Annotated in this window: 20 protein-coding genes; 17 read left to right on the top strand and 3 right to left on the bottom strand. The window is 39.9% G+C overall.

The annotated features are described in order from the left end of the window. The first annotated feature begins 23 nt into the window (after positions 1-23). The 3 genes from G7074_RS04335 to rlmF all read left to right on the top strand — a co-directional run bounded on the left by G7074_RS04335 (position 24) and on the right by rlmF (position 3,604). Positions 24-1,046: an isoaspartyl peptidase/L-asparaginase family protein gene (locus G7074_RS04335; protein WP_166207123.1), complete on the top strand. Its 1,023-nt coding sequence runs from the start codon at positions 24-26 to the stop codon at positions 1,044-1,046. A 13-nt stretch (positions 1,047-1,059) separates the two neighbouring features. Further along, on the top strand, positions 1,060-2,328 hold the full coding sequence (gene dctA / locus G7074_RS04330; RefSeq protein ID WP_166207120.1) for a C4-dicarboxylate transporter DctA: 1,269 nt from the start codon (positions 1,060-1,062) through the stop codon (positions 2,326-2,328). Positions 2,329-2,638: 310 nt separating this feature from the next. Next, a complete protein-coding gene (gene rlmF, locus G7074_RS04325; protein WP_124558800.1) occupies positions 2,639-3,604 on the top strand; it encodes a 23S rRNA (adenine(1618)-N(6))-methyltransferase RlmF in 966 nt (321 codons plus the stop codon). Positions 3,605-3,756: 152 nt separating this feature from the next. Here rlmF and G7074_RS04320 read toward each other — a convergent pair whose 3' ends face one another. Next, positions 3,757-4,179, bottom strand: coding sequence for a cupin domain-containing protein (locus tag G7074_RS04320; RefSeq protein WP_124559460.1), 423 nt, complete (start codon positions 4,177-4,179; stop codon positions 3,757-3,759). Positions 4,180-4,704: 525 nt separating this feature from the next. Here G7074_RS04320 and sucD point away from each other — a divergent pair. The 12 genes from sucD to fabG all read left to right on the top strand — a co-directional run bounded on the left by sucD (position 4,705) and on the right by fabG (position 20,374). Next, a complete protein-coding gene (gene sucD / locus G7074_RS04315; RefSeq protein WP_039479954.1) occupies positions 4,705-5,577 on the top strand; it encodes a succinate--CoA ligase subunit alpha in 873 nt (290 codons plus the stop codon). A 312-nt stretch (positions 5,578-5,889) separates the two neighbouring features. Continuing rightward, a complete protein-coding gene (locus G7074_RS04310; protein ID WP_124559461.1) occupies positions 5,890-6,393 on the top strand; it encodes a methionine-R-sulfoxide reductase in 504 nt (167 codons plus the stop codon). 176 nt (positions 6,394-6,569) lie between these two features. After that, a complete protein-coding gene (locus G7074_RS04305; RefSeq protein WP_124559462.1) occupies positions 6,570-8,126 on the top strand; it encodes an arylsulfatase in 1,557 nt (518 codons plus the stop codon). Positions 8,127-8,320: 194 nt separating this feature from the next. After that, positions 8,321-8,704: a septal ring lytic transglycosylase RlpA family protein gene (locus G7074_RS04300; RefSeq protein WP_124559463.1), complete on the top strand. Its 384-nt coding sequence runs from the start codon at positions 8,321-8,323 to the stop codon at positions 8,702-8,704. Between the two features lie 453 nt (positions 8,705-9,157). Beyond that, complete coding sequence (locus tag G7074_RS04295) at positions 9,158-10,129, top strand: ribonucleoside-diphosphate reductase small subunit (protein ID WP_124559464.1); 972 nt, start codon at positions 9,158-9,160, stop codon at positions 10,127-10,129. A 162-nt stretch (positions 10,130-10,291) separates the two neighbouring features. Then, complete coding sequence (locus G7074_RS04290; RefSeq protein ID WP_124559465.1) at positions 10,292-12,676, top strand: ribonucleoside-diphosphate reductase subunit alpha; 2,385 nt, start codon at positions 10,292-10,294, stop codon at positions 12,674-12,676. A 239-nt stretch (positions 12,677-12,915) separates the two neighbouring features. Further along, the gene (locus tag G7074_RS04285; protein WP_166207117.1) at positions 12,916-14,295 is read left to right on the top strand and encodes a TlpA disulfide reductase family protein; all 1,380 of its coding nucleotides are present in this window, start codon (positions 12,916-12,918) and stop codon (positions 14,293-14,295) included. Between the two features lie 172 nt (positions 14,296-14,467). After that, positions 14,468-14,689, top strand: coding sequence for a cysteine-rich CWC family protein (locus G7074_RS04280; protein ID WP_124559467.1), 222 nt, complete (start codon positions 14,468-14,470; stop codon positions 14,687-14,689). 388 nt (positions 14,690-15,077) lie between these two features. Then, positions 15,078-17,042, top strand: a complete 1,965-nt coding sequence (locus G7074_RS04275) for an SPFH domain-containing protein (protein ID WP_166207114.1) — start codon at positions 15,078-15,080, stop codon at positions 17,040-17,042. 388 nt (positions 17,043-17,430) lie between these two features. After that, complete coding sequence (locus G7074_RS04270) at positions 17,431-18,306, top strand: carbon-nitrogen hydrolase (protein ID WP_166207111.1); 876 nt, start codon at positions 17,431-17,433, stop codon at positions 18,304-18,306. A 159-nt stretch (positions 18,307-18,465) separates the two neighbouring features. Next, positions 18,466-19,542: an agmatine/peptidylarginine deiminase gene (locus G7074_RS04265; protein WP_166207108.1), complete on the top strand. Its 1,077-nt coding sequence runs from the start codon at positions 18,466-18,468 to the stop codon at positions 19,540-19,542. A gap of 88 nt (positions 19,543-19,630) precedes the next feature. Beyond that, a complete protein-coding gene (fabG, locus tag G7074_RS04260; protein ID WP_124559471.1) occupies positions 19,631-20,374 on the top strand; it encodes a 3-oxoacyl-[acyl-carrier-protein] reductase in 744 nt (247 codons plus the stop codon). 68 nt (positions 20,375-20,442) lie between these two features. On the opposite strand, the gene G7074_RS04255 is transcribed toward fabG, so the two are convergent. Continuing rightward, positions 20,443-21,192, bottom strand: a complete 750-nt coding sequence (locus G7074_RS04255) for a murein L,D-transpeptidase family protein (RefSeq protein ID WP_124559472.1) — start codon at positions 21,190-21,192, stop codon at positions 20,443-20,445. A gap of 239 nt (positions 21,193-21,431) precedes the next feature. On the opposite strand from G7074_RS04255, the gene G7074_RS04250 reads away from it, so the two are divergent. Together G7074_RS04250 and G7074_RS04245 are read left to right on the top strand one after the other, a co-directional pair. Continuing rightward, entirely contained in the window at positions 21,432-23,516 is a 2,085-nt protein-coding gene (locus tag G7074_RS04250; RefSeq protein ID WP_166207105.1) for a hypothetical protein, read from the top strand. Then, entirely contained in the window at positions 23,503-24,123 is a 621-nt protein-coding gene (locus tag G7074_RS04245) for a trimeric intracellular cation channel family protein (RefSeq protein ID WP_124559474.1), read from the top strand. Before G7074_RS04250 ends, G7074_RS04245 begins: the two co-directional genes overlap by 14 nt. Before the next feature lie 138 nt (positions 24,124-24,261). Here G7074_RS04245 and G7074_RS04240 read toward each other — a convergent pair whose 3' ends face one another. Next, entirely contained in the window at positions 24,262-24,561 is a 300-nt protein-coding gene (locus G7074_RS04240) for a septum formation initiator family protein (protein WP_025145767.1), read from the bottom strand. Between the last annotated feature and the right edge of the window lie 31 nt (positions 24,562-24,592).

Here is a 24,592-nt window from a genome sequence, read left to right as displayed (position 1 = left end):
AGCTTCTTAAACCCTGTAAGGAGATGAAATTTTTCAAAATACTTAGCTTGTTTATGTTGTTGGTGCTGGCAGTTAATGTTTCGGCGCAACAAAAATATGTAATGGTTATTCATGGCGGTGCCGGTACCATTTTAAAAAAGAACATGAGCGCGGAGAAAGAGGCTGCCTATATTGCCGTCCTAACCCAGGCCTTGCAGGCAGGCTATGAGCAAATTAAAGCAGGTAAAACCAGTTTAGATGCGGTAGAAGCTACCATTCATGTGTTGGAAAACGATCCACATTTTAATGCTGGTAAGGGCGCTGTTTTTACCCACGATGGCCGCAACGAACTAGATGCAGCTATTATGGACGGGAAAACCCTGATGGCCGGAGCTGTTGCAGGTGTTACCACCATTAAAAACCCAATTTCGGCGGCCAGGGCAGTAATGGAGAAATCTGAACATGTAATGCTGGTTGGTGCAGGTGCTGATCTTTTCGCTAAAGAGGTCGGTTTAGAGATTGTAGATCCAAAATATTTCTGGACAAAAGAGCGTTGGGAAGGTTTGCAAAAAGCAATTCAAGAAGATTCAACCAAGGCCGTGCTCGATCATGGTAGTAAGAAGTCTGAGCTCTTTGGGGTGAAAAACCTGGATTATAAGTTTGGTACAGTAGGTTGCGTGGCGCTGGATAAAGCAGGTAACCTAGCTGCGGGAACTTCAACTGGCGGTATGACGAATAAAAAATATGGTCGCGTGGGCGATGCCCCAATTATTGGTGCAGGCACCTATTGCAATAATGAAACTGCGGGTATTTCGTGTACCGGTTGGGGTGAGTTTTATATCCGTAATGTAGTGGCCAAAACCATTTCCGATTTAATGGAATACAAAGGACTTTCAGTAGTCAAAGCTTCAAAAATTGCCTTAGATAAAGTAGGTAAAATGGGCGGCAATGGAGGATTAATTGCTTTAGACAAGCAAGGAAATATGACCATGCCTTTTAATACTGACGGCATGTATCGCGGTGCAATTACAGCCGAAGGAAAGATTGAAGTAAGTATTTATAAGTAAGGCAAAGTAATTCATGAAAAAAATCTTTTCCAATTTAACCTTTCAGGTTATTGTAGCCATTATAATAGGTATTAACGTAGGAGCTTACTTTCCGGGCTTTGCGCCAACAGCTAAACTAATCAGTCAGGGCTTTATTAACCTGATTAGCATGCTAATTGCTCCGATCATATTCTTTACCATTGTTTTGGGTATCGCGTACATGGGCGATATGAAAAAAGTAGGCCGGGTAGGCGGCAAAGCTTTATTGTATTTCGAAATTGTAAGTACGGTTGCCATTGCTATCGGTTTATTGGTAGCCAATATTTTAAAGCCAGGTGCAGGCATGGTTGCGAAAGCCGGCGATACCACAAAAATTGCCGGTTACGCCGAACAGGCTAAGGATATGAACTGGGCCGAGTTCTTTCTCCACATTATTCCGCATAACATCATCGCTTCATTTGCTGAAGGCAATATTTTGCAAATTTTATTGTTTGCCATACTTTTTGGCTATGGCTTAAACAAATTAGGGGGCGAAGGCACAGTGGTTTTAAACGCTTTTGATAAAATCTCGAAGGTGCTGTTTAAAATAATGAAAGTGATTATGCGTTTGGCGCCGATTGGTGCTTTTGGCGGTATGGCTTTTAGTATCGGTACCCATGGTTTGCAAAGCATTATTGGGATGGCCAAGTTAATGGGATCGGTATATTTAACCTGCATTTTGTTTATTTTTATTATTTTAAATGGAATTTGCAGGTACTATAAGTTTAGTCTTTGGCAGTACCTTAAATATATCCGTCAGGAGATTTTAATTGTATTGGGTACCTCTTCTTCCGAATCGGCCTTGCCCAGTATGATGCAGAAAATGGAAAGCATTGGCTGTGATAAATCGGTGGTGGGTTTGGTTATCCCAACCGGCTATTCTTTTAACCTCGATGGTACAGCAATTTATCTGGCCATGGCGGTGATATTTCTTTGCCAGGTTTTTCATGTTGATTTAACGCTGGGGCAGCAAATTACAGTTTTAGGGGTGCTCATGGTTACCTCAAAGGGGGCTGCAGGTGTTACTGGAAGTGGTTTCATTGTACTCGTATCAACCCTTACGGCATTAAAAATTATGCCGATCGAACACATTTCTATCTTGATTGGCGTAGATCGATTTATGAGCGAGGCCAGGGCGATTACGAACGTAATTGGCAATGGTGTGGCTACCATTGTAATTGCCAAAAGCGAAAACCAGTTCGATCAGGAGAAATATTTGAAAGCCATTCAGCCTGCAATGATCGAAAAAGGAGAGGAGAGTTAATTGGGAGTTTGGAGTGCTCAGTTTGGAGCTTGTTTATCACAATCATCACCCTGATCCGATAGCTATCGGATTTCCGCCCGGCCGATCGGACGGGTATTTCAGGGACTCTAATTTCCTGGAGAATTGTTTTACCCTGAGAGATGCTGAACAAGTCAGATAACTATCGCATCAGCAAGACGGAGGGATAAACTAAAGCCGCTCCGAATACGCTTTAACGCCTTCTGCTTTCCACCTTCATGCCTTTCGCCTTTTTTAGCTACCTTTGTAGCAGAAACAGGCAACACAGCATGTTTAGTTAAACCAAATCACATTGGCTCAAGAAGAACAAAATAACCGCAAAGAAAAAAGCGAGTTACACCCACGCAACAAACACCGTTCGCGTTACAATTTCAAACAACTTACTGCTGCATCTAAAGAATTAAAGCGGTTTGTGTTTAAAAACGAACACAACGACGATTCTATCGATTTTGCTGATCAAAATGCCGTAAAAGCATTAAACAGAGCCTTGTTGAAACATTATTACGATGTTTCGCAATGGGATATTCCAAAAGATTACCTTTGTCCGCCTATTCCGGGCAGGGCCGATTATATTCACTACGTTGCCGATCTTTTAGGCTCGAGCAATAAAGGAAAAAATCCAACCGGACCCACTGTAAATGTGCTGGATATTGGTATTGGTGCCAATTGCATTTACCCAATTATCGGGCACAGAGAGTATGGCTGGAGTTTTGTAGGTTCAGATATCGATCCACTTTCGGTTGAAGCTGCAAAAAGGATTGTTGATGCTAATAAATCATTACAAGGCGCAATTGAACCGCGTTTGCAAGGTTCTAAAATGGGTATTTTTAGAGGGATTGTAGGTAGAAACGAGCGCTTTGATGCAGTAGTTTGTAATCCACCTTTCCACGCTTCGTTAAAAGAGGCAGAGCAGGGTACCCGTCAAAAATGGCGTAACCTTGGTGGTGGCGAAAAGGAAGTAAAGCACGTATTAAACTTTGGTGGTAATAAGGCCGAGCTTTGGTGTCCTGGGGGCGAACGTGCTTTTGTAGAGCAGATGATCATCCAAAGTGAGCAGACTAAAAACCAGGTTTTATGGTTTACCTCCTTGGTATCGAAAAGTGCCAACCTAAAAAGTATTTATAATGCCTTAATCAAGGTAAATGCTTTTGAAGTAAGAACAGTTCAAATGAGCCAGGGCCAAAAAATAAGCCGTTTTGTAGCCTGGACTTTCCATGACGAAAAAGCACAGGAAGCCTGGGCTAAAGGATGGAAATAAGTTTGGAGTTTCCGCAATAAAAATCAAAACTTAAACATAACGTCTTGCTAAACTTGTTTCAGGGTCTCTCTAAAAAGAGACCCTGAAATAAATTCAGTATGACGATCTCTTTTGTTGTGTTAGTCGGGATTTGTAATCCCGACTTAAGAATATCATTTCTTCTCATATGCAATCAGAATAACCAGATCATTACCCGCATCAGGCTCAATACCATGCGAGCTGCCCGGCCTTGTTAAAATGGCATCACCTGGTTTAACAGAGAAAACCTTACCATTCATTTTCATTTTACCCTTACCGCTAATGACATAATAAATTTCATCTTCTTTTTGCAGGTGGTAACCGATGGAAGAGCCCGGTTTTAAAATACGCTTTCTGAAAATGGTTTTGAGGTTTTTAGCCTGTGCGAAGAAATTAAAACCGATGGTTTCGCCACCTCCATTGTGTGTGCCAGGTTCAGTTTTGGCTACTTCAACATCGTTTTGCAAAATATACTTAGTGGTATCGGCTGTTTGGGCCTTAGCAGCAGTAGAAATAAAGAAAGTAAAAAATAGTAATGCTAATGCATGGTTGCTCATTTGGTTCGTTTTTGTATCTGCTTTAAGCTTTAAACGTAAATTTAGGTGTTTTGCATTGATGTTGCCAAAAGCATCTAAACTTTGTTACTAAACCCGATCTAAGTGGTTCCGATTTTTCATCGGAAAGAATGGAGAGCGAGACTGAAGCCCTCCAAAAGAAATGAACTGTTCATTTCCTAATCAAAGAAATATTTTTTTATTTGGAAATGAGCGATTTGTAGTTCCAAGAAGCCTTTAGCCCTGCCATCCACTGTAGCTCCGATAGCATAAACCGGAGGCTGCCTGTTCTTGTCGGGCTTACAACCGAAAGACTTGTTCCTTATAGCGCATCAAAAAGACATTTATCCTTCGTCCCTAAATTCGATAAAAACAGTACAGGCTATATACAGGGATAAAACATATAGCAGGCCTTTGGCAGCCATAAACCAATTCCTTACATTTTCCTGAAAAAACGGGGCAAATAATATGCTTTTCGGTTTGACTTTCCACTCAATAATATTAGCTTTGCACAAAAAAAATTGATACATGAGCGTTTTAGTAAATAAAGATTCTAAGGTTATCGTTCAGGGTTTTACCGGAAACGAAGGAACTTACCACGCAGAACAGATGTTGGCGTATGGTACAAACGTAGTTGGTGGTGTAACGCCTGGCAAAGGTGGGCAATTACATTTAGATAAGCCTGTTTTTAATACTGTTAAAGATGCCGTTGATAAGACGGGAGCAAATGTATCGATCATTTTCGTACCACCGGCTTTTGCTGCTGATGCGATTATGGAAGCTGCCGAAGGTGGTATTAAAGTAATTGTTTGTATTACTGAGGGTATCCCAACTAAGGATATGATTCAGGTAAAAGAATATATTGCTGATCGTGATGTTACTTTGATTGGCCCTAACTGCCCTGGTATTATCACTGCTGATGAGGCTAAAATTGGTATCATGCCAGGTTTTATCTTCAAAAAAGGTAATGTAGGTGTGGTTTCTAAATCTGGAACTTTAACTTACGAAGCCGTAGATCAGGTTGTAAAAGCTGGTTTAGGTATTACTACAGCTATTGGTATTGGTGGCGACCCAATTATCGGAACGCCAACTGTTGAAGCTGTTAAATTATTAATGAACGACCCTGAAACACACGGTATCATCATGATTGGTGAAATTGGTGGTGGAATGGAAGCAGAGGCTGCACGCTGGATCAAAGAACACGGTACTAAACCTGTTGTTGGTTTCATCGCTGGTCAAACTGCGCCTCCGGGACGTAGAATGGGGCACGCTGGTGCTATTGTTGGCGGTGCTGATGATACTGCTGCTGCTAAAATGAAAATTATGGCTGAGTGTGGTATCCGTGTAGTAGAAAGTCCTGCTGAAATCGGTGCTGCAATGGCAGAAGAATTAGCGAAGTAAGATTTTTAAAATTTATATAAAGAAAAGCGTTTCGATTAGGTTCGGAGCGCTTTTTGTTTATTGTCTGGTTTTAACAGCAAAGAGCGCAAAGCACACAAAGTTTTAGGTTTGAGATTGTATAATTACTGAGCGTACAAAGAGAGGCACGAAGAGCGTAGCGTTTTTTGTTAACACTCATATGCACTTAGGTGTCTTAGGTGGTTAATAATGTAAGTAGACATGTCACTACAAGCTTTGTCAGGGTGAAGTAAACACTAATACAAACAGTTGAAACAGCAAACCAAAACCTATAGCTTTAACGTATATTGTAACATGAGAACGATGTTAAATAAACTATTTTTAGTTTCGGCTGTTGTTTTGATTACAGGGCTTTCGGCCTGTGCACAAAAACAGGATAAGAAAGAAGCAAAACAGGCAAAGGAAACAGAACAAATTATACCCAAGAAAAAAATGAACTGGAATCCATTAACACCCGAAGAAGAAAGAGTGATTGTAAATAAAGGCACTGAATATCCGGGAACAGGCAAATACGAGCATACCACAGATAAAGGAACCTATACCTGCAAACGCTGCAATGCGGCCTTGTATCGCTCAGAAAGCAAGTTCGATGCGCACTGCGGTTGGCCAGCATTCGACGATGAAATTAAAGGTGCTGTAAAACGCATTCCTGATGCAGATGGATCGCGTACAGAAATTGTTTGTGCCAATTGTGGCGCACACTTAGGTCACGTATTTTTGGGAGAAGGCTTTACCAATAAAGACACCCGTCATTGTGTAAACTCGATTTCCATGAATTTTGTGCCCGATAAGAAATAAGGTGGGTATAGTAGGGTTAGGTAGAGGTGTACGGCAATGAGCTGTACACCTTTTTTTATGGCGTTTTGTAATAATTCAAATGGTCAATCGTTTGCGCCCGTTTTTAAGCATACAGAAGTTTTTTTAATGCCTTATTTTAGTGGTACTAACCAATGCAAACCAAAAAATCAGGATTAATGAAACGCCAAATTTTACTGTTAACCCTTGTCTTATTTGTCTTTTGTTCGGCATTTGCCCAAAAAGCAGTTAAAAAAACTACTCAACCAAAAGCGGCAAAACCAAATATCGTTTATATCCTGGCCGATGATATGGGCTACGGTGAGTTGGGGTGTTACGGGCAGGACAAAATCGAAACCCCCAATCTGGATGCTTTAGCCAAACGTGGCATGAAGTTTACCCAGCATTATGCCTATCCGGTATGTGCGCCATCACGTTATATTTTAATGACGGGGCAAAACTCCGGAAAAGCTTTTATCCGTGGCAACCACGAGTGGGGCGAGCGTGGGCCGGTATGGGATTTTAAGGCCATGGAAGAAAACCCTTACCTCGAAGGGCAGTACCCGATACCCGATTCGACTGTTACACTAGCTGAAATGCTAAAAGGCGCTGGTTACACCACAGGCATGGTGGGTAAATGGGGGTTAGGCGCTCCGTTTACCACAGGTTTCCCTACAAAACAAGGCTTCGATTATTTTTATGGCTATATCTGCCAGCGGCAAGATCATACTTATTACAGCGGTCACCTGTGGGAAAACGAAAACAGGGTACCTTTAGACAATAAAATACAGGCACCTACAGTGACTTTCCCTAAAGAACTGGACAGTTTGGACGAGAAAAATTATGAAAAATATGCGCAGAAAGATTATGCACCTGATTTTTTGATCAAAGCAGCTTTAAAATTTATCGATAAAAACGCCGCCAAGCCGTTTTTCCTATATTACCCAACACCATTGCCACACGTTTCATTACAGGCTCCAAAAGATCTGGTAGCTTATTACCATCAGAAATTTGGCGATGAAAAACCATTTTTGGGCGATGGCTCTTATTTTCCATGCCGCTATCCCCGTGCTACCTACGCAGCGATGATAACTTTGCTGGATAGACAGGTAGGTGAATTAATTAATGAATTGAAAGCGAAAGGCGTGTACGATAATACCATCATTTTATTTTCGGCCGATAACGGTGTAGCATTTAATGCGGGTGTAGATCCAGCCTTTTTTAATAGTGCCGGGCCATTTAATGGCAATTTTGGCTGGGGTAAAGGTTTTGTGCACGAAGGTGGCATCCGCGAACCTTTTATAGTTTCATGGCCAGGTAAGGTAAAACAAGGCAGTACAAGCAATTTGATTGCCTCTACCATGGATATGATGCCTACCTTTTGCGATCTACTTGGTTTAAACACGCCAAAGGATGTCGACGGGATCAGCATTTTGCCAACTTTATTGGGACAGCAGCAGAAAAACATCCATCCGTATTTGTATTTCGAATATCCTGAATATGGTGGCCAGCAAGCTATCCGTTTGGGCAACTGGAAAGGGCTGCGTTTAAATATGCTCAAAGGCAATGCGAAGTGGGCTTTGTACAATCTGGAGAACGATGTCAAAGAAGAAAATGACCTGGCTGCAAAACATCCGGATATTGTCGAAAAAATGATTAAAATCAGTAAGCAGGAACACCGTACTCCGGCCTTATCACGCTTTTTAATTCCGGTTTTAGAGCGCGAAATGAAATAAATTACCGCACCAGACCAGGTTTTTTTCAACAGCCCAAAATCGTACTTAGCGCAATGTTAGGCCGCGATTTCGCACCTGTAATCCTGGTCTGGTATTTCGGTTAACAGCTCATCGTTTACAGGTGAAAAGCCAATTAACAGCTTCATTTTAAACTAAATGCTTATATTTGCGGGCTCGATAAAGAATTTTAGCCTATGAAGTATCTTCTGTTATTAAGTAGTTTGTTCTTGTTTTTACACAGTAATGCACAAGATTCCGCGTCATCAGTAAATGAAACGGACAGTACTAAAAAAACAGTTCTCGCCACTTATTACCACAGAAAATTTGAAGGCCACCGCACCACGAGCGGAGCCCGCTATAGATCAAAAAAACTCACTGCCGCACATCGTACTCTCCCATTTGGTACACTGGTTACCGTAACCAACCCCGTTAACGGAAAATCGGTAATTGTAAAGGTAAATGATCGTGGTCCTTTCTCTAAAAGATTGGCTATAGATTTGTCAGAACGCGCTGCTAAACAGATTGGTATCTACCGTAAAGGCATTGCTAAAGTTAACCTCAGTTATACTGTTGAGTAGTACTCTTTTTAGCTCTATTTTGAGCTTAAAACACCCCTCGAATTTAAGTTATTAACACTCTTTTTTGTTTGTTAAACCCTTTAAAAGAAACAATTAGCTTTTTTTTGGCTTGAAAATGATATTAGGCTGATCGTTTTTCCCCAGCATCAGGGCAGGGTGTTAACAACTTTGGTTCACTAAAAAGGGCCACCGTATATATATTTGTTATAACAAAGTTCTTTAACTTCTTGCACTTGAAAACAAATATAAAAGCTTAGTTTTTAGTAATTTATGCGTATATCTCTCAGATTGCAATTTTAAATTTTCCGAACTAAAAACCAAGTTGTTGCCAGGTAATAGGGTTAGCACTTTCACTACAGCGTTTTGATAAAAGACATTACAATCATCATATAAAATTGATGGATGCGTGCCTTTGTCGGCTCTGTTAAAAATTAGATTTAAAAACATCAGCGTATGGAACAGGAATTATTACTACAAGAAAACAAAGACAGATTTGTGCTTTTGCCAATTAAGTATCCGGCAATCTGGGAAATGTATAAAAAGACCGAAGCTAGTTTTTGGACAGCAGAAGAGATTGATCTTTCTGACGACCAGAAACACTGGGATAATTTAAATGATGGCGAAAGACATTTCATTTCTCATATTCTTGCTTTCTTTTCTGCTAGTGATGGTATTGTAAACGAAAACCTTGCGGTAAACTTCATGAGCGAGGTTCAATTGCCCGAAGCACGTTGCTTTTATGGTTTCCAGATTATGATGGAAAACATTCATGCCGAAACCTATGCGCTGTTAATTGATACATATATTAAGGATCCGGAAGAAAAAGATCGTTTATTCCATGCTATCGATACCGTTCCGGCTGTAAAAAGAAAGGCTGAATGGGCATTACGCTGGATTGAAAACGGAACTTTTGCCGAACGTTTAGTGGCTTTTGCTGCGGTTGAAGGTATTTTCTTCAGCGGAAGTTTTTGTTCTATTTTCTGGTTAAAGAAACGTGGTTTAATGCCAGGCTTGACCTTTAGTAACGAGCTGATCTCGAGAGATGAAGGTTCTCACTGCGAATTTGCCTGCTTGTTGTACAGCATGTTGAGCAATAAGTTGAGCGAAGAACAAGTTCACTCTATTATCAGTGATGCAGTAGAAATTGAAAAAGAATTCATTACCGATGCATTGCCGGTTGCCTTAATTGGTATGAATGCAAAATTAATGAGCCAGTACATTGAGTTTGTGGCCGATAGGTGGTTACAGGAATTAGGTTACAAAAAAATATACAATGCAACCAATCCTTTCGATTTTATGGAAATGATTTCGCTTCAGGGTAAAACCAACTTCTTCGAAAAACGTGTTGGCGATTATCAGAAAAGTGGTGTATTAACCTCTGCCGATAACAAAGCCCAGGCGTTTTCTTTAGATGAAGACTTCTAGGTAGAATTTTGAATTAGAGAATGATGGAATGGGTGAATGCTCCGTCCATCAATTGAAATAAATAAAATAATGAATTGTGGTGGGAGTAAGGAGGGGTAATTAATATTCTCTCATTCGAAACTCACTCATTCACTCAGTAACAAAACTTAAATCTCATAAAATATGTTCGTACTAAAAAGAGATGGCCGGAAAGAGCCGGTGCAATTTGACAAAATCACAGCACGTATTCAAAAACTTTGCTATGGTTTAAATTCAGATCTTGTAGATCCGATCGATGTTGCCAAAAAGGTAATCGAAGGCTTATACGATGGGGTAACTACCTCGGAGTTGGATAACCTTGCTGCAGAGACAGCCGCATCGTTAACTACCAAACACCCTGACTATGCTTTGTTAGCCTCGCGTATCGCGGTTTCTAACCTGCATAAAAACACTACTAAATCATTCTCGGGTACGATGAAAATGTTGTACGAATATTTCGACCCGAAAGCGCAGAAAGAGGCACCTCTTATCGCTGATGATGTTTATGAGATTATTGAAAAAAACAAGGATATTTTAGATAGTTCTATCATTTACGACCGCGATTTCGGTTTCGATTATTTCGGTTTTAAAACTTTAGAAAAATCTTACCTTTTAAAAGTTAACGGTCAGATTGTTGAGCGCCCTCAGCATTTGTTCATGCGTGTTTCTGTTGGTATCCACAAAGAAGATATCGAAAGCGCAATTAAAACCTATAACTTAATGAGCGAGCGTTGGTTTACACATGCTACACCAACCTTATTCAATGCGGCTACACCAAAACCTCAAATGTCGTCATGTTTCTTGCTAACCATGCAGGATGACAGTATTGAAGGTATTTACGATACTTTAAAACAAACTGCTAAGATTTCGCAAAGCGCTGGCGGTATTGGTTTAAGTATTCACAACATCCGTGCAACTGGTTCATATATTGGCGGTACCAACGGTACAAGTAACGGTATTATCCCAATGTTACGCGTATTTAACGATACTGCCCGTTATGTAGATCAGGGTGGAGGTAAACGTAAAGGAGCTTTCGCAATCTATTTAGAGCCTTGGCATGCTGATGTTTTCGAATTTTTAGATTTGCGTAAAAACCATGGTAAAGAAGAAATGCGTGCGCGCGATTTATTCTATGCACTTTGGATCAACGATTTGTTTATGCAACGTGTTAAAGATAATGGCGATTGGACCTTGTTCTGTCCGCACGAAGCACCAGGTTTAGCAGATTGTTTCGGTAAAGAATTTGAAGATTTATATGCTAAATACGAAGCAGAAGGCCGTGGCCGTAAAACGGTTAAGGCACAAGAGCTTTGGTTTGCTATTTTAGATTCGCAGATTGAAACTGGTACACCTTACATGTTGTTTAAAGATGCAGCGAACAGCAAATCCAACCAGCAAAATTTAGGTACCATTAAGAGTTCTAACCTGTGTACCGAAATTATCGAGTATACCTCTAAAGATGAAGTTGCAGTTTGTAACTTAGCTTCACTGGCATTACCTCGTTTCGTAATTAACGGTGCTTTCGATCACCAAAAATTATACGATGTAACTTATCAGGCTACTTTAAACCTGAACAAGATCATCGATCATAACTATTACCCAGTTCAGGAAGCTGAAAACTCTAACATGCGCCATCGTCCCGTTGGTTTAGGTGTACAAGGATTAGCTGATGCCTTTATCTTATTGCGTTTACCTTTCGAAAGTGATGAGGCCAAACGTTTAAATAAAGATATCTTCGAAACGATTTATTTTGCTTCGATGACGGCTTCACACGATTTAGCTGTGAAACATGGTCCTTACCAAACATTTAAAGGTTCACCATTGTCAAAAGGTAAATTCCAGTTCGATTTGTGGAATGTAACACCAGATAGCGGCCGTTGGAATTGGGATGCATTGCGCAAAAAAGTAGTTAAGGATGGTGTGTACAACTCTTTATTGGTTGCACCAATGCCAACTGCATCTACTTCGCAGATTTTAGGTAACAACGAGTGTTTCGAGCCTTACACTTCAAACATTTACACCCGTCGTGTATTGAGTGGAGAGTTTGTGGTAGTAAATAAACACTTATTGAAAGATTTAGTAGCCTTGGGCTTATGGAACAACGATATGAAAAACAAAATCATATTGGCCAACGGTTCAATCCAGGCAATTGCAGAAATTCCTGATTACATTAAAGATCTATACAAAACTGTTTGGGAAATTAAGATGCGTAACATCATCGATATGGCTGCCGATCGCGGTGCCTATATCTGTCAGTCGCAATCGTTAAACCTGTTCGTAAACGCACCGAACACTTCAAAATTAACTTCAATGCACTTCTATGCATGGGAGAAAGGTTTGAAAACCGGTATGTACTATCTACGTACTCAGGCTGCTTCGCAAGCTGTTAAATTCACAGTGGAGAATCAGGGCGGTAAAGCAATTGAAGCGGTTATTCCTGCTGAAATGACACAAGATCAGGTTGCAGAAGAAATCATCGATGGACCAGTTTGTTCGATGGAAGAAGGTTGCATTAGCTGTTCAGGTTAAGGCAGAGGGTCTTTAAAAGCAAAAGCAGAAAGACTAAAGCAAAAAGCTTGCTAATCTTGTTCGTCATTGCTGAGGTCGGATTAGTGAGAGCTGAAGTGATCTTTAAGATATAATTACAAAAAAGGTTTTGAACGAAAGTTCAGAACCTTTTTTGTTAAGAAAAGTTAAAGTTGTTAAGCCTTGTTAAATCATTTTATCACCTTTCTGGTATTACTTACCTTGTTGCAAATTACAACGCTATGAAGAAATACCTCACGATTATTTGCTTATTTTTTTTTATAAAACCAGCCTTTTCACAAGACCTAAGACTAACGGGTACGGTAATTAACTCAAAAGAAAGTACCATTACCTTTATGCGCCACGATGCTTCAATAATAACAGGTATCAGATCAGATAAAAGATACAAGGCAAAATTAAATGATCAAGGTAAATTCGATATTGTTTTGCCTGTTGAAACGATCTCAAAATGGTTGGTAGAAATCGGCAGCGACCGTTATGATGTATTCGTACTTATCCCGAATGAAAATGTAAACATTTTAATAGATGCCAAAGAGGATGGCTTAATGATGGGCACGACAGCAACAGGACCTCATGCAGCCAATTTCAATTATTTTGGTTATTATCTTAAAAAGAACCGAGAAAAGTATCCATCAGAAACTTACGCAGCTAGAACAGCTAAACTAGATGTCTTGGAGTATATAAAGTTACAGGAAGAGGTGTCTCGATATGACTTAAAGATGTTGGGAGAATATATGAAATCTTTCAAACTAACAAATGATTATTACCATTGGCTGAAAGCAACTTATAAATATAGTCCTTATAATAATGCTATAGAATGGGTAAGGGGAAAAAGGCAAATAACAGACCCCACAGCATTTAAACTCATTACTGCACAATTGGGTAATGACGATTATGCAGCCAAAAATTGTATCGAATACAATTATCTTTTAGCGTATTACATGCATTACGAATTTAATGGGCTAAGCTATCCTATTGATGGGATCAAATTTATAGCCTTTGTAAATGAAACGGACTTTAATGAAGTAACCAGGTCAGTTGCGCTTACACGCATAATGGTAAGCTTTGCGACATTGAGAAATGATAGTTCATACAATGCGATTTTTAATCAGTTTAATGCCTGTGTAAAAGACAAAGAACTATTAAAGTTAGTTATAGATTCCAGAAATGCCCAATTAGGCCAAATGAGCAATAGAATAAAAGAAAACATTAGCCAGGCCAGTAGCTTAAACCAGATTTTGAATAAATATAAAGGCAAGCTAATCTATTTGGACTTTTGGGGAAGTTGGTGTGCTCCTTGTCGTGCGGAGATGCCTAACGCAGCCAGATTGAGGGAGAAACTAAAAGGAAGAGATATCGTATTTGTCTATTTTGGCTATAAGGATGTTCAAGATAAATGGTTGGCTGCTCAACAAGAACTTAAAATTGAGGGGGAGCATTATTTGTTAACCCCAGACCAGATCTCAGAAGCTAATGATTTGTTTGAAATAAGAGGCGTTCCCCGTTACGTGATCATTGGAAAAGATGGTACGTTAATCAATAAAAATGCAAATAGGCCTGGCAAGGTCTATGAAGAGCTAGATAAGCTTGCAGCAAAATAAAATTTAAAAGCAATTGTAACGTAAGGTTTTGGGTAAAAGCTCAAAACCTTATTTTTTGTCCTTACTTTTGCTTTTAGTTCAATAATTCATTAGGAATTGGTTCATTAGTACTCAATTGCCATACAGTAATGACTACTGAACAAATGAACTAGCAAACAATGAAACCTTAAAAATGTCTGCACACATCCATAGCGCCAAACACGAAATCATTTCTTGTGAAAGATGCGGATCGGCTATTGAGTGCAAGGCCAATGCTTACACCAAATGTCAGTGTAGCGTAGTACAACTCAGTATAAACGAAGTGCAGCATATTTCTGAGCTGTATGATGGTTGTTTATGTGCCAAATGCCTGTTTGAATTACAACAGGAATACCGTGAAGAAATAGGCGCTTAATCTTATTGCTTTCCTGCCCTTCGTAGAAAAAGTAAACAAATCTAATATGGGTGTACTCCAATCTGGTCAATTCAGATAGGTCAAAAAAAGGACGGCTGTGCTTTATTAATTGTAAATAGTACAATTAAAATTTTCGCGAATATTCAGTAAAACAAAAATGCCTGTTTTTAATCGTTTATAAACATTCAGATGCAAGAATCCTAAAAATGTCATCTGCAGTTTGTACTTCTGAGATCGCGTTACTGAAGGCTTCTTTCAGGCCTTAAAAGCAATTAAAAATTTCTTAAAAATAAGTGTTAAATCTGGTAACAATGTACATAATTTGTTGTCAATAGCATGCTTAATAAATGGTTTATTAGGCTTAAAAACAATAAAAATCATATAAATTATGGAATCGCTCATTTCAAATTACTGGTGGGTTTTAGTGGCACTGTTGTGCTTAGTTTTATACAAATATATTTTACGTTTCCTATTCGGGATGGTCATCGTACCCGAAGACAGGATTGGATTAATAACCAAAAAATTTGTGCTCTTCGGATCGGATCGGGAGCTGCCCGACGGGCGCATTATCGCCATTAAAGGCGAAGCTGGTTTTCAGGGAAAAACCCTGGCGCCGGGATTATATTTCGGGATGTGGTTTTGGCAATACAGCGTAACCATGGAGCAATTTACCGTTATTCCCGAAGGTAAAATCGGCCTCATTATGGCCAAAGATGGGGCAGAGATCCCAACAGGGAATATTTTGGGGCAGAAAGTAGAGTCTGATAACTTTCAGGATGCGGTTAAGTTTCTCGAAAACGGCGGGCAGCGAGGTAGGCAAACGTCCTATATCACTTCTGGTTCGTACCGTATCAATACCATGTTGTTTCAGGTTTCGGTTACCGATATGATCCGCATTCAGGAAAGTATGGTAGGCATTGTAACAACCCTGGATGGTTTACCGATCGAAGCCAACCAGATTGCAGGTAAACTGGTAGAAGGACACAATAACTTCCAGGATTTTGATGCCTTTATTAAACAAGGCGGTAATCGTGGTTTACAGCCGCAGGTAATTTTGGCAGGTTCTTATAACCTCAATCCATGGGCCATCCAGCTGGAAGAAATCCCGATGACTGAAATTGCCATAGGTTATGTTGGAGTAGTTATTTCGTTTATTGGTACTGATGGCAATGATTTAACCGGAGCCGATTTTAAACACGGGAATATTGTGGGCAAGGGATCGAAAGGGGTTTGGTTAGAGCCGCTTGGTCCCGGTAAATACCCGATTAATAAATACATTATGAAGGTAGAGCTGGTACCCACAACCAATTTGGTGTTAAACTGGGCATCGGCACGCAGCGAGGCGCATAACCTGGATAAAAATTTATCAACTATAACAGTGCGTTCGAGAGATGGTTTCCCTTTTAATCTGGATGTGGCGCAAATCATTCACGTTCCTACAACAGAAGCGCCAAAAGTAATTGCCCGTTTTGGTAACATGGTTAACCTGGTTTCGCAGGTATTAGAGCCAACTATTGGTAACTATTTCCGCAACTCGGCTCAGGGCAGCGATGTAATTGCGTTCCTGAGTACCCGTAAAGAACGTCAGGAATCGGCAAAAGAACATATCCGCAAGGTGCTTGATGAGTATAATGTGAATGCGGTTGATACTTTGATTGGTGATATTGTGCCACCAGAATCGTTAATGAAAACCTTAACCGACCGTAAAATAGCCGAAGAGCAGAAGGTAACTTACGAAACGCAAAAGCAGGCACAGGAAACGCGTCAGGGGATGGAAAAAGAAACTGCTATTGCCGATATGCAGAAGGATATTGTGAAAGCACAACAAAGCGTTGAAATTGCCGAACGAACCGCAAGTGCTACGGTTAAAAAATCGGAAGGTGATGCAGCAGGGGTAAAACTGGCTGTTGGTGCAGAGGCCGAGGCTACCAAAATGCGTGCGCACGCCGAAGCTGAGGCCACAAAAGCTAGGGCACAGGCTGATTCGGAAGCGATTAAGTTACGTGCATCGGCCGAGGCAGAGCAGATTTCGTTAACAGGTAGCGCCGAAGCAGGTAAAATTTTAGCAGTGGGTAAATCTACAGCAGAGGCTTACGAGCTTGCGGTTAAGGCTCTGGGAGGTGAAAATTTCACCCGTTATAAAATTACCGAAGAGTTATCAAAAGGTAATGTAAAACTGATCCCTGATGTATTAATTGGTGGAAATGCAAATGCCGGTGGTTCGGCCATGGATGGCTTGCTGGGACTTAAACTGATGGAGTTAATGGATCCGGAAAAACGTAAGGAAGTGGTTGCCGTAGCAGAAATTGTAGAAACCAAAACTAAACCTAAAAGGGATAACATTAATCCTTAATTTGGTTTTAAAATAGAATGAAAAGTCCCGACACAAGTTGGGACTTTTTGTTTTATTATCGTTTGCAACCTCTCCCCTAAGTCATCGTCATTTCAACTGAAGCGCAGCAGAACGGAGAAATCTACTTGGATAGATCTCTCGACTACGTTGCACTCCGCTCGAGATGACGACACTTTTTATTTAATCTATCACTAATAGTCAACTAACAATTATTCCAATACAACCTTTGCTTTTCTCAAATTTTTATACAAACCTTACACCCGCTACCTTTATACCTTAAACCTTTTTAGTAACTTTGCAGCCGATTTAGAATGATAGAATTTTGAATGGTTGAATGGATAATGCAAAGCATTCATTCTCTCATTCTCTCATCCAATAATTTTAAAAAATGAAGAAGGTAAAAGTTGGCCTGGTGCAGATGACCTGTACTAAAGATAAGCAGGAAAATTTAGATAAAGCGATTACAAAAGTAAGGGAAGCCGCCGCAAAAGGTGCACAAATTGTGTGTTTGCAGGAGCTTTTCACTTCGTTGTATTTCTGCGATGTTGAAGACTATGATAATTTTGATCTGGCAGAGGCTATTCCAGGTCCATCGACTGATGCCTTGCAGGTAGTTGCCAAAGAACTGGGTGTGGTAATTATTGCTTCCCTGTTCGAAAAACGTGCTGAAGGCTTGTACCACAACACTACTGCTGTTTTAGATGCCGATGGCTCATATTTGGGTAAATATCGAAAAATGCATATTCCTGACGATCCTGCTTTTTACGAGAAATTTTATTTTACACCAGGTGATTTAGGCTACAAGGTTTTCGAAACCAAATTTGCTAAAATCGGTATCTTGATTTGTTGGGATCAATGGTATCCTGAAGCATCGCGCATCACTGCGTTAATGGGAGCAGATATCATGTTCTATCCAACCGCAATTGGCTGGGCTACCGATCAGGATGAAGAAACCAATCAGGACCAATACAATGCATGGCAAACCATTCAGCGCTCGCACGCAGTGGCCAATGGTGTTCCGGTAGTAAGTGTAAACCGTGTAGGTTTTGAGCAAGATGGTGCAATGAAATTCTGGGGAGGTAGTTTTGCTACAAACGCGCAGGGTAAACTGCTCTATTTAGGTTCTCACGATTTAGAAGAAACAGAAGTAGTAGAACTGGATTTATCGGAATCTGATTTCTTCCGTAAACACTGGCCTTTTTTAAGAGACAGAAGAATCGATTCGTATCAGCCGATTACTAAAAGATATATTGACGGCGACTAGGCTTAAAGGTTAAAGACCAAAGCTTAAAGCTAGGAAATCGTCATTTAGAGCGAAGTGCAACGCAGCCGAGAAATCTATCAGAGATCTCTCCATTCCACTGCGTTCCAGTCAAGATGACGACCATCCAATGTGACACCTTTAAATTATAAGACTAAACGAATGTCAAATTTTCCGCCAAGAAAAGAACTAAATATTAATCAATTCGATTATTCTCCCAAGCAGCAAGGTTATTCATTCCCTGCCGAATGGGCTAAGCATGAGGCTACCTGGTTAAGCTGGCCGCATAAAGAGGCTTCATGGCCCGGAAAAATCGAAACCATTTATGCGCCTTACTGCCAGTTTATTAAAGCTGTTGCCGAAGGCGAAAAGGTTCGGATCAATGTAAAAGATGAAGAAATGAAAGCTTTTGCAATTGCAGAACTTAAAAAAGTAGATGCCGATTTAACACAGATAGAATTTTATTTTAACGAAACCAACGATGCCTGGTGCCGCGATCATGGCCCTGCATTTGTGTTAAAAGCAAATGAAAAGGCTGTAGTAGATTGGGGTTACAATGCCTGGGGCGGTAAATATCCACCGTTTGATCAAGATGATGTGGTACCCACTAAAATTGCGAAATATTTTGAGCTGCCATTATTTCTTCCAGATATTGTAATGGAAGGTGGCTCGGTAGAATTTAATGGTGCAGGTACAGTTTTAACCACTACAGCTTGCCTGCTCAACGAAAACCGCAATCCCCACCTAACAAAAGAGCAGATAGAACAATATTTGTTGGAATATTATGGTCAGGAGCAGGTGTTATGGTTAGGAGATGGTATTGTGGGCGATGATACCGATGGCCACATTGATGATATTACCCGTTTCGTAAACGAAGATACCGTTTTAACCGTTGTAGAAAGTAATCCACTTGATGAAAACTACATGCTGTTACAGGAAAACCTGGAAGCTTTAAAAGCAATGAAACTGAAAGATGGTCGTGCGTTAAACATTGTTGAATTGCCAATGCCGTCACCAGTAATTTATGACGATACCCGCTTACCAGCATCTTATGCAAACTTTTACATTGCCAATGCGGCGGTAATTGTTCCGGTTTTTGACGATGTGAATGACCAAAAGGCTTTGGATATTATTCAGGGCTGTTTTCCAGATCGTAAGGTAATTGGTATCAATTCGGTAGATATTATCTGGGGTTTGGGTAGTTTTCATTGCCTGAGCCAGCAAGAGCCAGCTGTATAAGTTCGGGGTTTTCAGCCTGCACTTCCGTATTAACTTATTAGTATTAACTTTACAACATTAAAACATTTCAACTTTACAATATTTCATAATGAAATTACTAGAAGGAAAAACAGCATTAATTACCGGCGCATCAAAAGGAATTGGCCGTAAAATAGCGGAGAAATTTGCAGAGCAAGGTGCTAATGTAGCATTCACCTATTTATCGTCAGTAGAAAAAGGACAGGCTTTGGAGCAGGAATTGCAAAGCTTTGGCACTAAAGTTAAAGGTTACCGCTCTGATGCATCTAAATTTGATGAGGCTGAGCAGTTGATCAATGATATCGTGGCAGAATTTGGTACAATTGATATTGTAGTAAACAATGCGGGTATTACCAAAGATGGCTTGTTAATGCGTATGAGTGAAGAGAACTGGGATGATGTAATCAACATCAACTTAAAATCGATCTTCAATGTAACTAAAGCAGCTTCTAAAGTGATGATGAAAGCGCGTAAAGGTGTTTTCATTAACATGAGTTCAGTTGTTGGTGTAACAGGTAATGCTGGTCAGGCTAATTATGCGGCATCTAAAGCTGGTATCATTGGCTTTACCAAATCAGTAGCTAAAGAGTTAGGCTCTAGAAATATCCGCGCCAACGTGGTTGCTCCGGGTTTTATCCGTACCGAAATGACTGAGGTTTTAGATCCTAAAGTGGTTGAAGGCTGGGAAAAAGATATTCCTTTAAAACGTGCAGGTGAAACTGAAGATATTGCCAATGTTTGCGTGTTTTTAGCTTCAGATATGAGCGCTTACGTAACCGGACAAACTTTATCGGTTTGCGGAGGGATGCTTTAAGAGAGATTGAAGGTATAAGGTGGAAGGTTTCTTCCAGTCGCATAAAAACATTAAAGAAGTCAAGTTTTTTAAAACTTGACTTCTTTCGTTACTAGGTATTGTCCTTTAACTTCCTTAATCTCCGCAAGGTATTTATTCTTCTCAAAAGCTAAATACCCCACCTGTAATGATTTCCAAAAGTTTGCCTGCGTAGGGAACTGGACAATGTACTTTTTCATATTCGCGTCGGTCATTTTGAAAGGATAGATGTTCACAGGGATTTTTTCTTGTCCGGCATTGCGCGCCTCCACTCCCAAAACGTAAACTTCTTTAATCTTTTCGTCTGTTAAAGGAATGCAACCAACAGTTACGCAATTGCCGTGGATGTAGATATCGCCGCCTGTTTTACGGTCTTTGCCTGTTCTTAATTTATCAACACTATTTGGATAATTTACGCCTAATGACAAGTGAAAATTGCTCATTGGGTTGAAAACATTGATGTAATAAAATCCTTCAGGGGTTTGCCCGTCTCCCTCAATTACTTTTGGGCCAAGTGTACCCGAATGCGCGCAAAAATCGTACGTACGGAATAATTTATAGCCTTTATCGGTATTAGCCTTTAGCCAAACTTCTAATTTACCTTCACTTTTGTAGGCGTTAATTACCATCGAAAATTGGTCACCATAACCATCAGCGCGAACAAATTTTTTCAATGTTTCCCATTTTTCATTATACGCTTTTTCTACTCTTTCAAATTTAATTTGTGTTGCTTTAAAATTGTTTTGGGCATTAACCATAAGGCTTAGAGATAGCAAAAACATTAAACAGATTAATTTCATAAAGATTGATTTGGTTAAAAATAGGTATTTAACCACAGAGGCCATAGCGTTTTTTTGTTGCTTGGTACGGAGATCACAGAATGACTTAATTATATACTTTAAACGCTGTGCTCTCCGGTGCAAATCTTAGTGTTCTCTATGGTAAACAAATTTACGATCTTAACCTTACGTAAATTCTTTGGGCACTTTGCTGTTAATTGGCCTTGAAAATTTAACCAAATTTACCATCTTTATGCAATATGAATAGCTTTTTTTCAGGTACTTCTGTTTTGTCCTTTCTCGGTTGTTTGGCGCTGGGTATATTATATGCCTGGTTACTGTATAGAAACAATAAAAACCTGGATAAAAAGCTTCAATACACCCTCACGGTATTAAGGATTTTGGTGGTTACAGCTATTGCCTGGCTTTTGTTTGCCCCACTAATTAAAACCTTGAATTATACGCTCGATAAACCCGTAATCATTATCGGGCAAGATAATTCGCTTTCGGTAAGGCAGGTTAAAGCTGCAGGTTTTGATGAAAAACAGTATGAGCAAAACCTGAAAGCACTGCAGGATAAACTATCTGATAAGTATGAAGTAAAAAGCTATCACTTTTCAGATCAGGTTGCAGATGGTTTAGATTTCAAAAATCAGGGCAAATTAACCGATGCTGCAGCGTTTTTTCGTAAGGTACAAGACGAATATACCAACAGGAACATAGGTGCTGTTATTTTGGCTACAGATGGTATTTTTAACCACGGTGGCAATCCACTGTATAGCATTAACCAAATCAATGCGCCGGTTTATACGGTTGCACTGGGCGATAGTGTTCCGAAACGCGACGTGTTGATCTCAAATGTGAACTACAATAATATAGTGTACCTGGATGATGATTTTACGGTTGAAGTTCAGGTGCAGGCTTTTCAGAGCAATGGCGAAAATACCAGCCTAACGGTAGCTCAGAATGGGAGTAAAATTGAACAGCAAAACATCGCTATCAGCGGAAATTCCTTTGTGAAAACAATTCCAGTTAAATTGCATGCAGGTAAAATAGGTGTGCAAAAATATACCGTGCAGCTGGGTAGCTTACCTAACGAAATGACCATCCGTAATAACAGCCAGAGCTTTTATGTGGAGGTTATCGATGGAAGGCAAAAAGTATTATTGGCTGCTGCTGCCCCACATCCCGATCTTGGTGTTTTAAAGGAGGCTATTTCACTTAACAAACACTATGAGGCTAAACTAGTGCTTGCCGATGATTTAAGCGCTACAGACCCTTCTAAATTCGATTTAATTGTACTGTATCAATTACCCGATCTACAGAACTTATCTGCCAGCTTCTTACAAAAGCTCAAATTGGTTAAGAAACCCATTTTGTATATTTTAGGTGGACAGAGTAATATAACTGCATTTAACCAGCTTCAAAGTCAGGTTAACCTGGGCTCGGCCAATGGTTCGGTACAAGAAGTTTATCCCGATTTTGCCAATGGTTTTACAAGTTTTAACCTAACAGCGGCCGATCAGAAACAATTCTCTACTTTCGATCCATTGCTTAGCCCATTTGGCCGGCTAACTGTTAATGCAGGTGCCACAGCTGTTTTTAACCAGCGGATTGGTAAAGTAAGCACGCAGCAGCCCTTATTGTTTTTTACGAACGAAAACGGATTAAAAGCCGGGTATTTGATGGGAGAGGGCTTATGGCGCTGGAAACTTTCGGAGGCCGAAAATGAAGCCCCGCAGTCGGTTTTAAATGATCTGATCTCCAAAACCGTTCAATACCTTTCGGTTAAAGATGATAAACGAAGGTTTAAAGTGTTTACATCTAAAGCTGCATATGATGAAAATGAGAACATACAGTTTAATGCCACACTTTATAACGACAGTTATCAGGCCGTAAATGAGCCTGAAGTGAATTTGCAGGTTAAAAATGAAACTGGTAAGGTTTTCAATTATACCTTTTCTAAAACTGAAAATGCCTATCAGCTCGATGCTGGTCCCATGCCCGCAGGAAACTATTGGTATGTAGCCAATACAACATTAGGCGGAAAGAAATTCAATGCTGTCGGTAGTTTTTACATCAATGCGTTAATTGCCGAATATCAGCAAACAACTGCCAATCACCAGCTATTGAATACCATTGCTAAGCAAAGCAACGGAAAGCTTTTTATGCCTGCCAATCTGCTGAAAATAGCCGATGAAATTCTTAAAAACGAAAATATAAAAACGATTAGCTACGAAGACCGCAAATACGATGAACTGATTAACATGAAATGGCTGTTCGGCCTGATTTTGATTTTGTTTGGTACCGAATGGTTTTTACGTAAACGCAATGGAGAACTATAACATTTCTACTTCCGAAATTATTGAGGTGCTGGGAACCATTGCCTTCGCAATATCAGGTACTTTTACTGCTATGCAACGCAAGCTGGATCCGTTCGGGGTGCTCATTATAGCATTTGTTACGGCAATTGGTGGTGGTACTGTTCGCGATTTATTAATAGGCGATACACCTGTTGCATGGATGCGCGATATGCAAACTTGTCTGATTATTTTATTTACAGCACTGGCTACCATGTTTTTTAAAACCCATGTGCAGAAAATGAAAATTACATTGTTTTTGTTTGATAGTTTAGGTCTTGGGCTATTTACAATGGTTGGTTTACTAAAAGGTATTGCTTTTGGTTTAAATCCAGGTATTTGCATTGCATTAGGTACGATTACCGGTTGTTTCGGCGGTATTATCAGAGATACGCTTCTTAATACCATACCATTAGTATTCAGACGAGAAATTTATGCTACGGCTTGCATATTTGGCGGTTTGCTTTACTTTTTACTGGTGCAATTAAATGTAGAGAGTGTGGTAGCAAAGCTTTCTGTTGTGGCTTTCATTTTTATTTTGCGTATAGTAGCAGTAAGGTTTAAGCTTTCTTTGCCTAAGTTTGAGTATTAGATAGAAAGGTTAACTGTATAAATTGTTTAAACTGGTTAACTGCATATTCAACCTGCTGATTGAATTGTTCTAATTGCTGGATGGTTAAATTGTTAACCACAAATTGCCAACTGTGAAGTGAGAATTGAAAACTGCTAACTAGTCCTTCTTTTCTTCCTGAATAATCACAAAAACATCTTCATTGTCTTTCTTCATGAAGTATTTTTCGCGGGCAAATTTTTCGGCGGTATTTAAATTGGTATTTAGCTCGTTTAAATCCTTTTTAACCTGGGCGGTTTCTTTCTCGAAATACTCTTTTTCTTCCTGCAATTTATTGGCCTGGCTGCGGTACTCGTACTGCGACATCATATCGTTTTTATCGAAAAACAGCATCCACATAGCAAAAGCAACCGTTGCAAGGAAATATTTATTGCGGAAAAGGTCTATTAAACGTTTCATAATTTTCTCAAAAGCCGTTATTTAAACCTTG

The sequence above is a fragment of the Pedobacter sp. HDW13 genome, assembly GCF_011303555.1.
Classification (GTDB): Bacteria; Bacteroidota; Bacteroidia; order Sphingobacteriales; family Sphingobacteriaceae; genus Pedobacter.
Note: the sequence above shows the minus strand (reverse complement) of the source record. Positions and strands in the feature narration are given on the sequence as shown.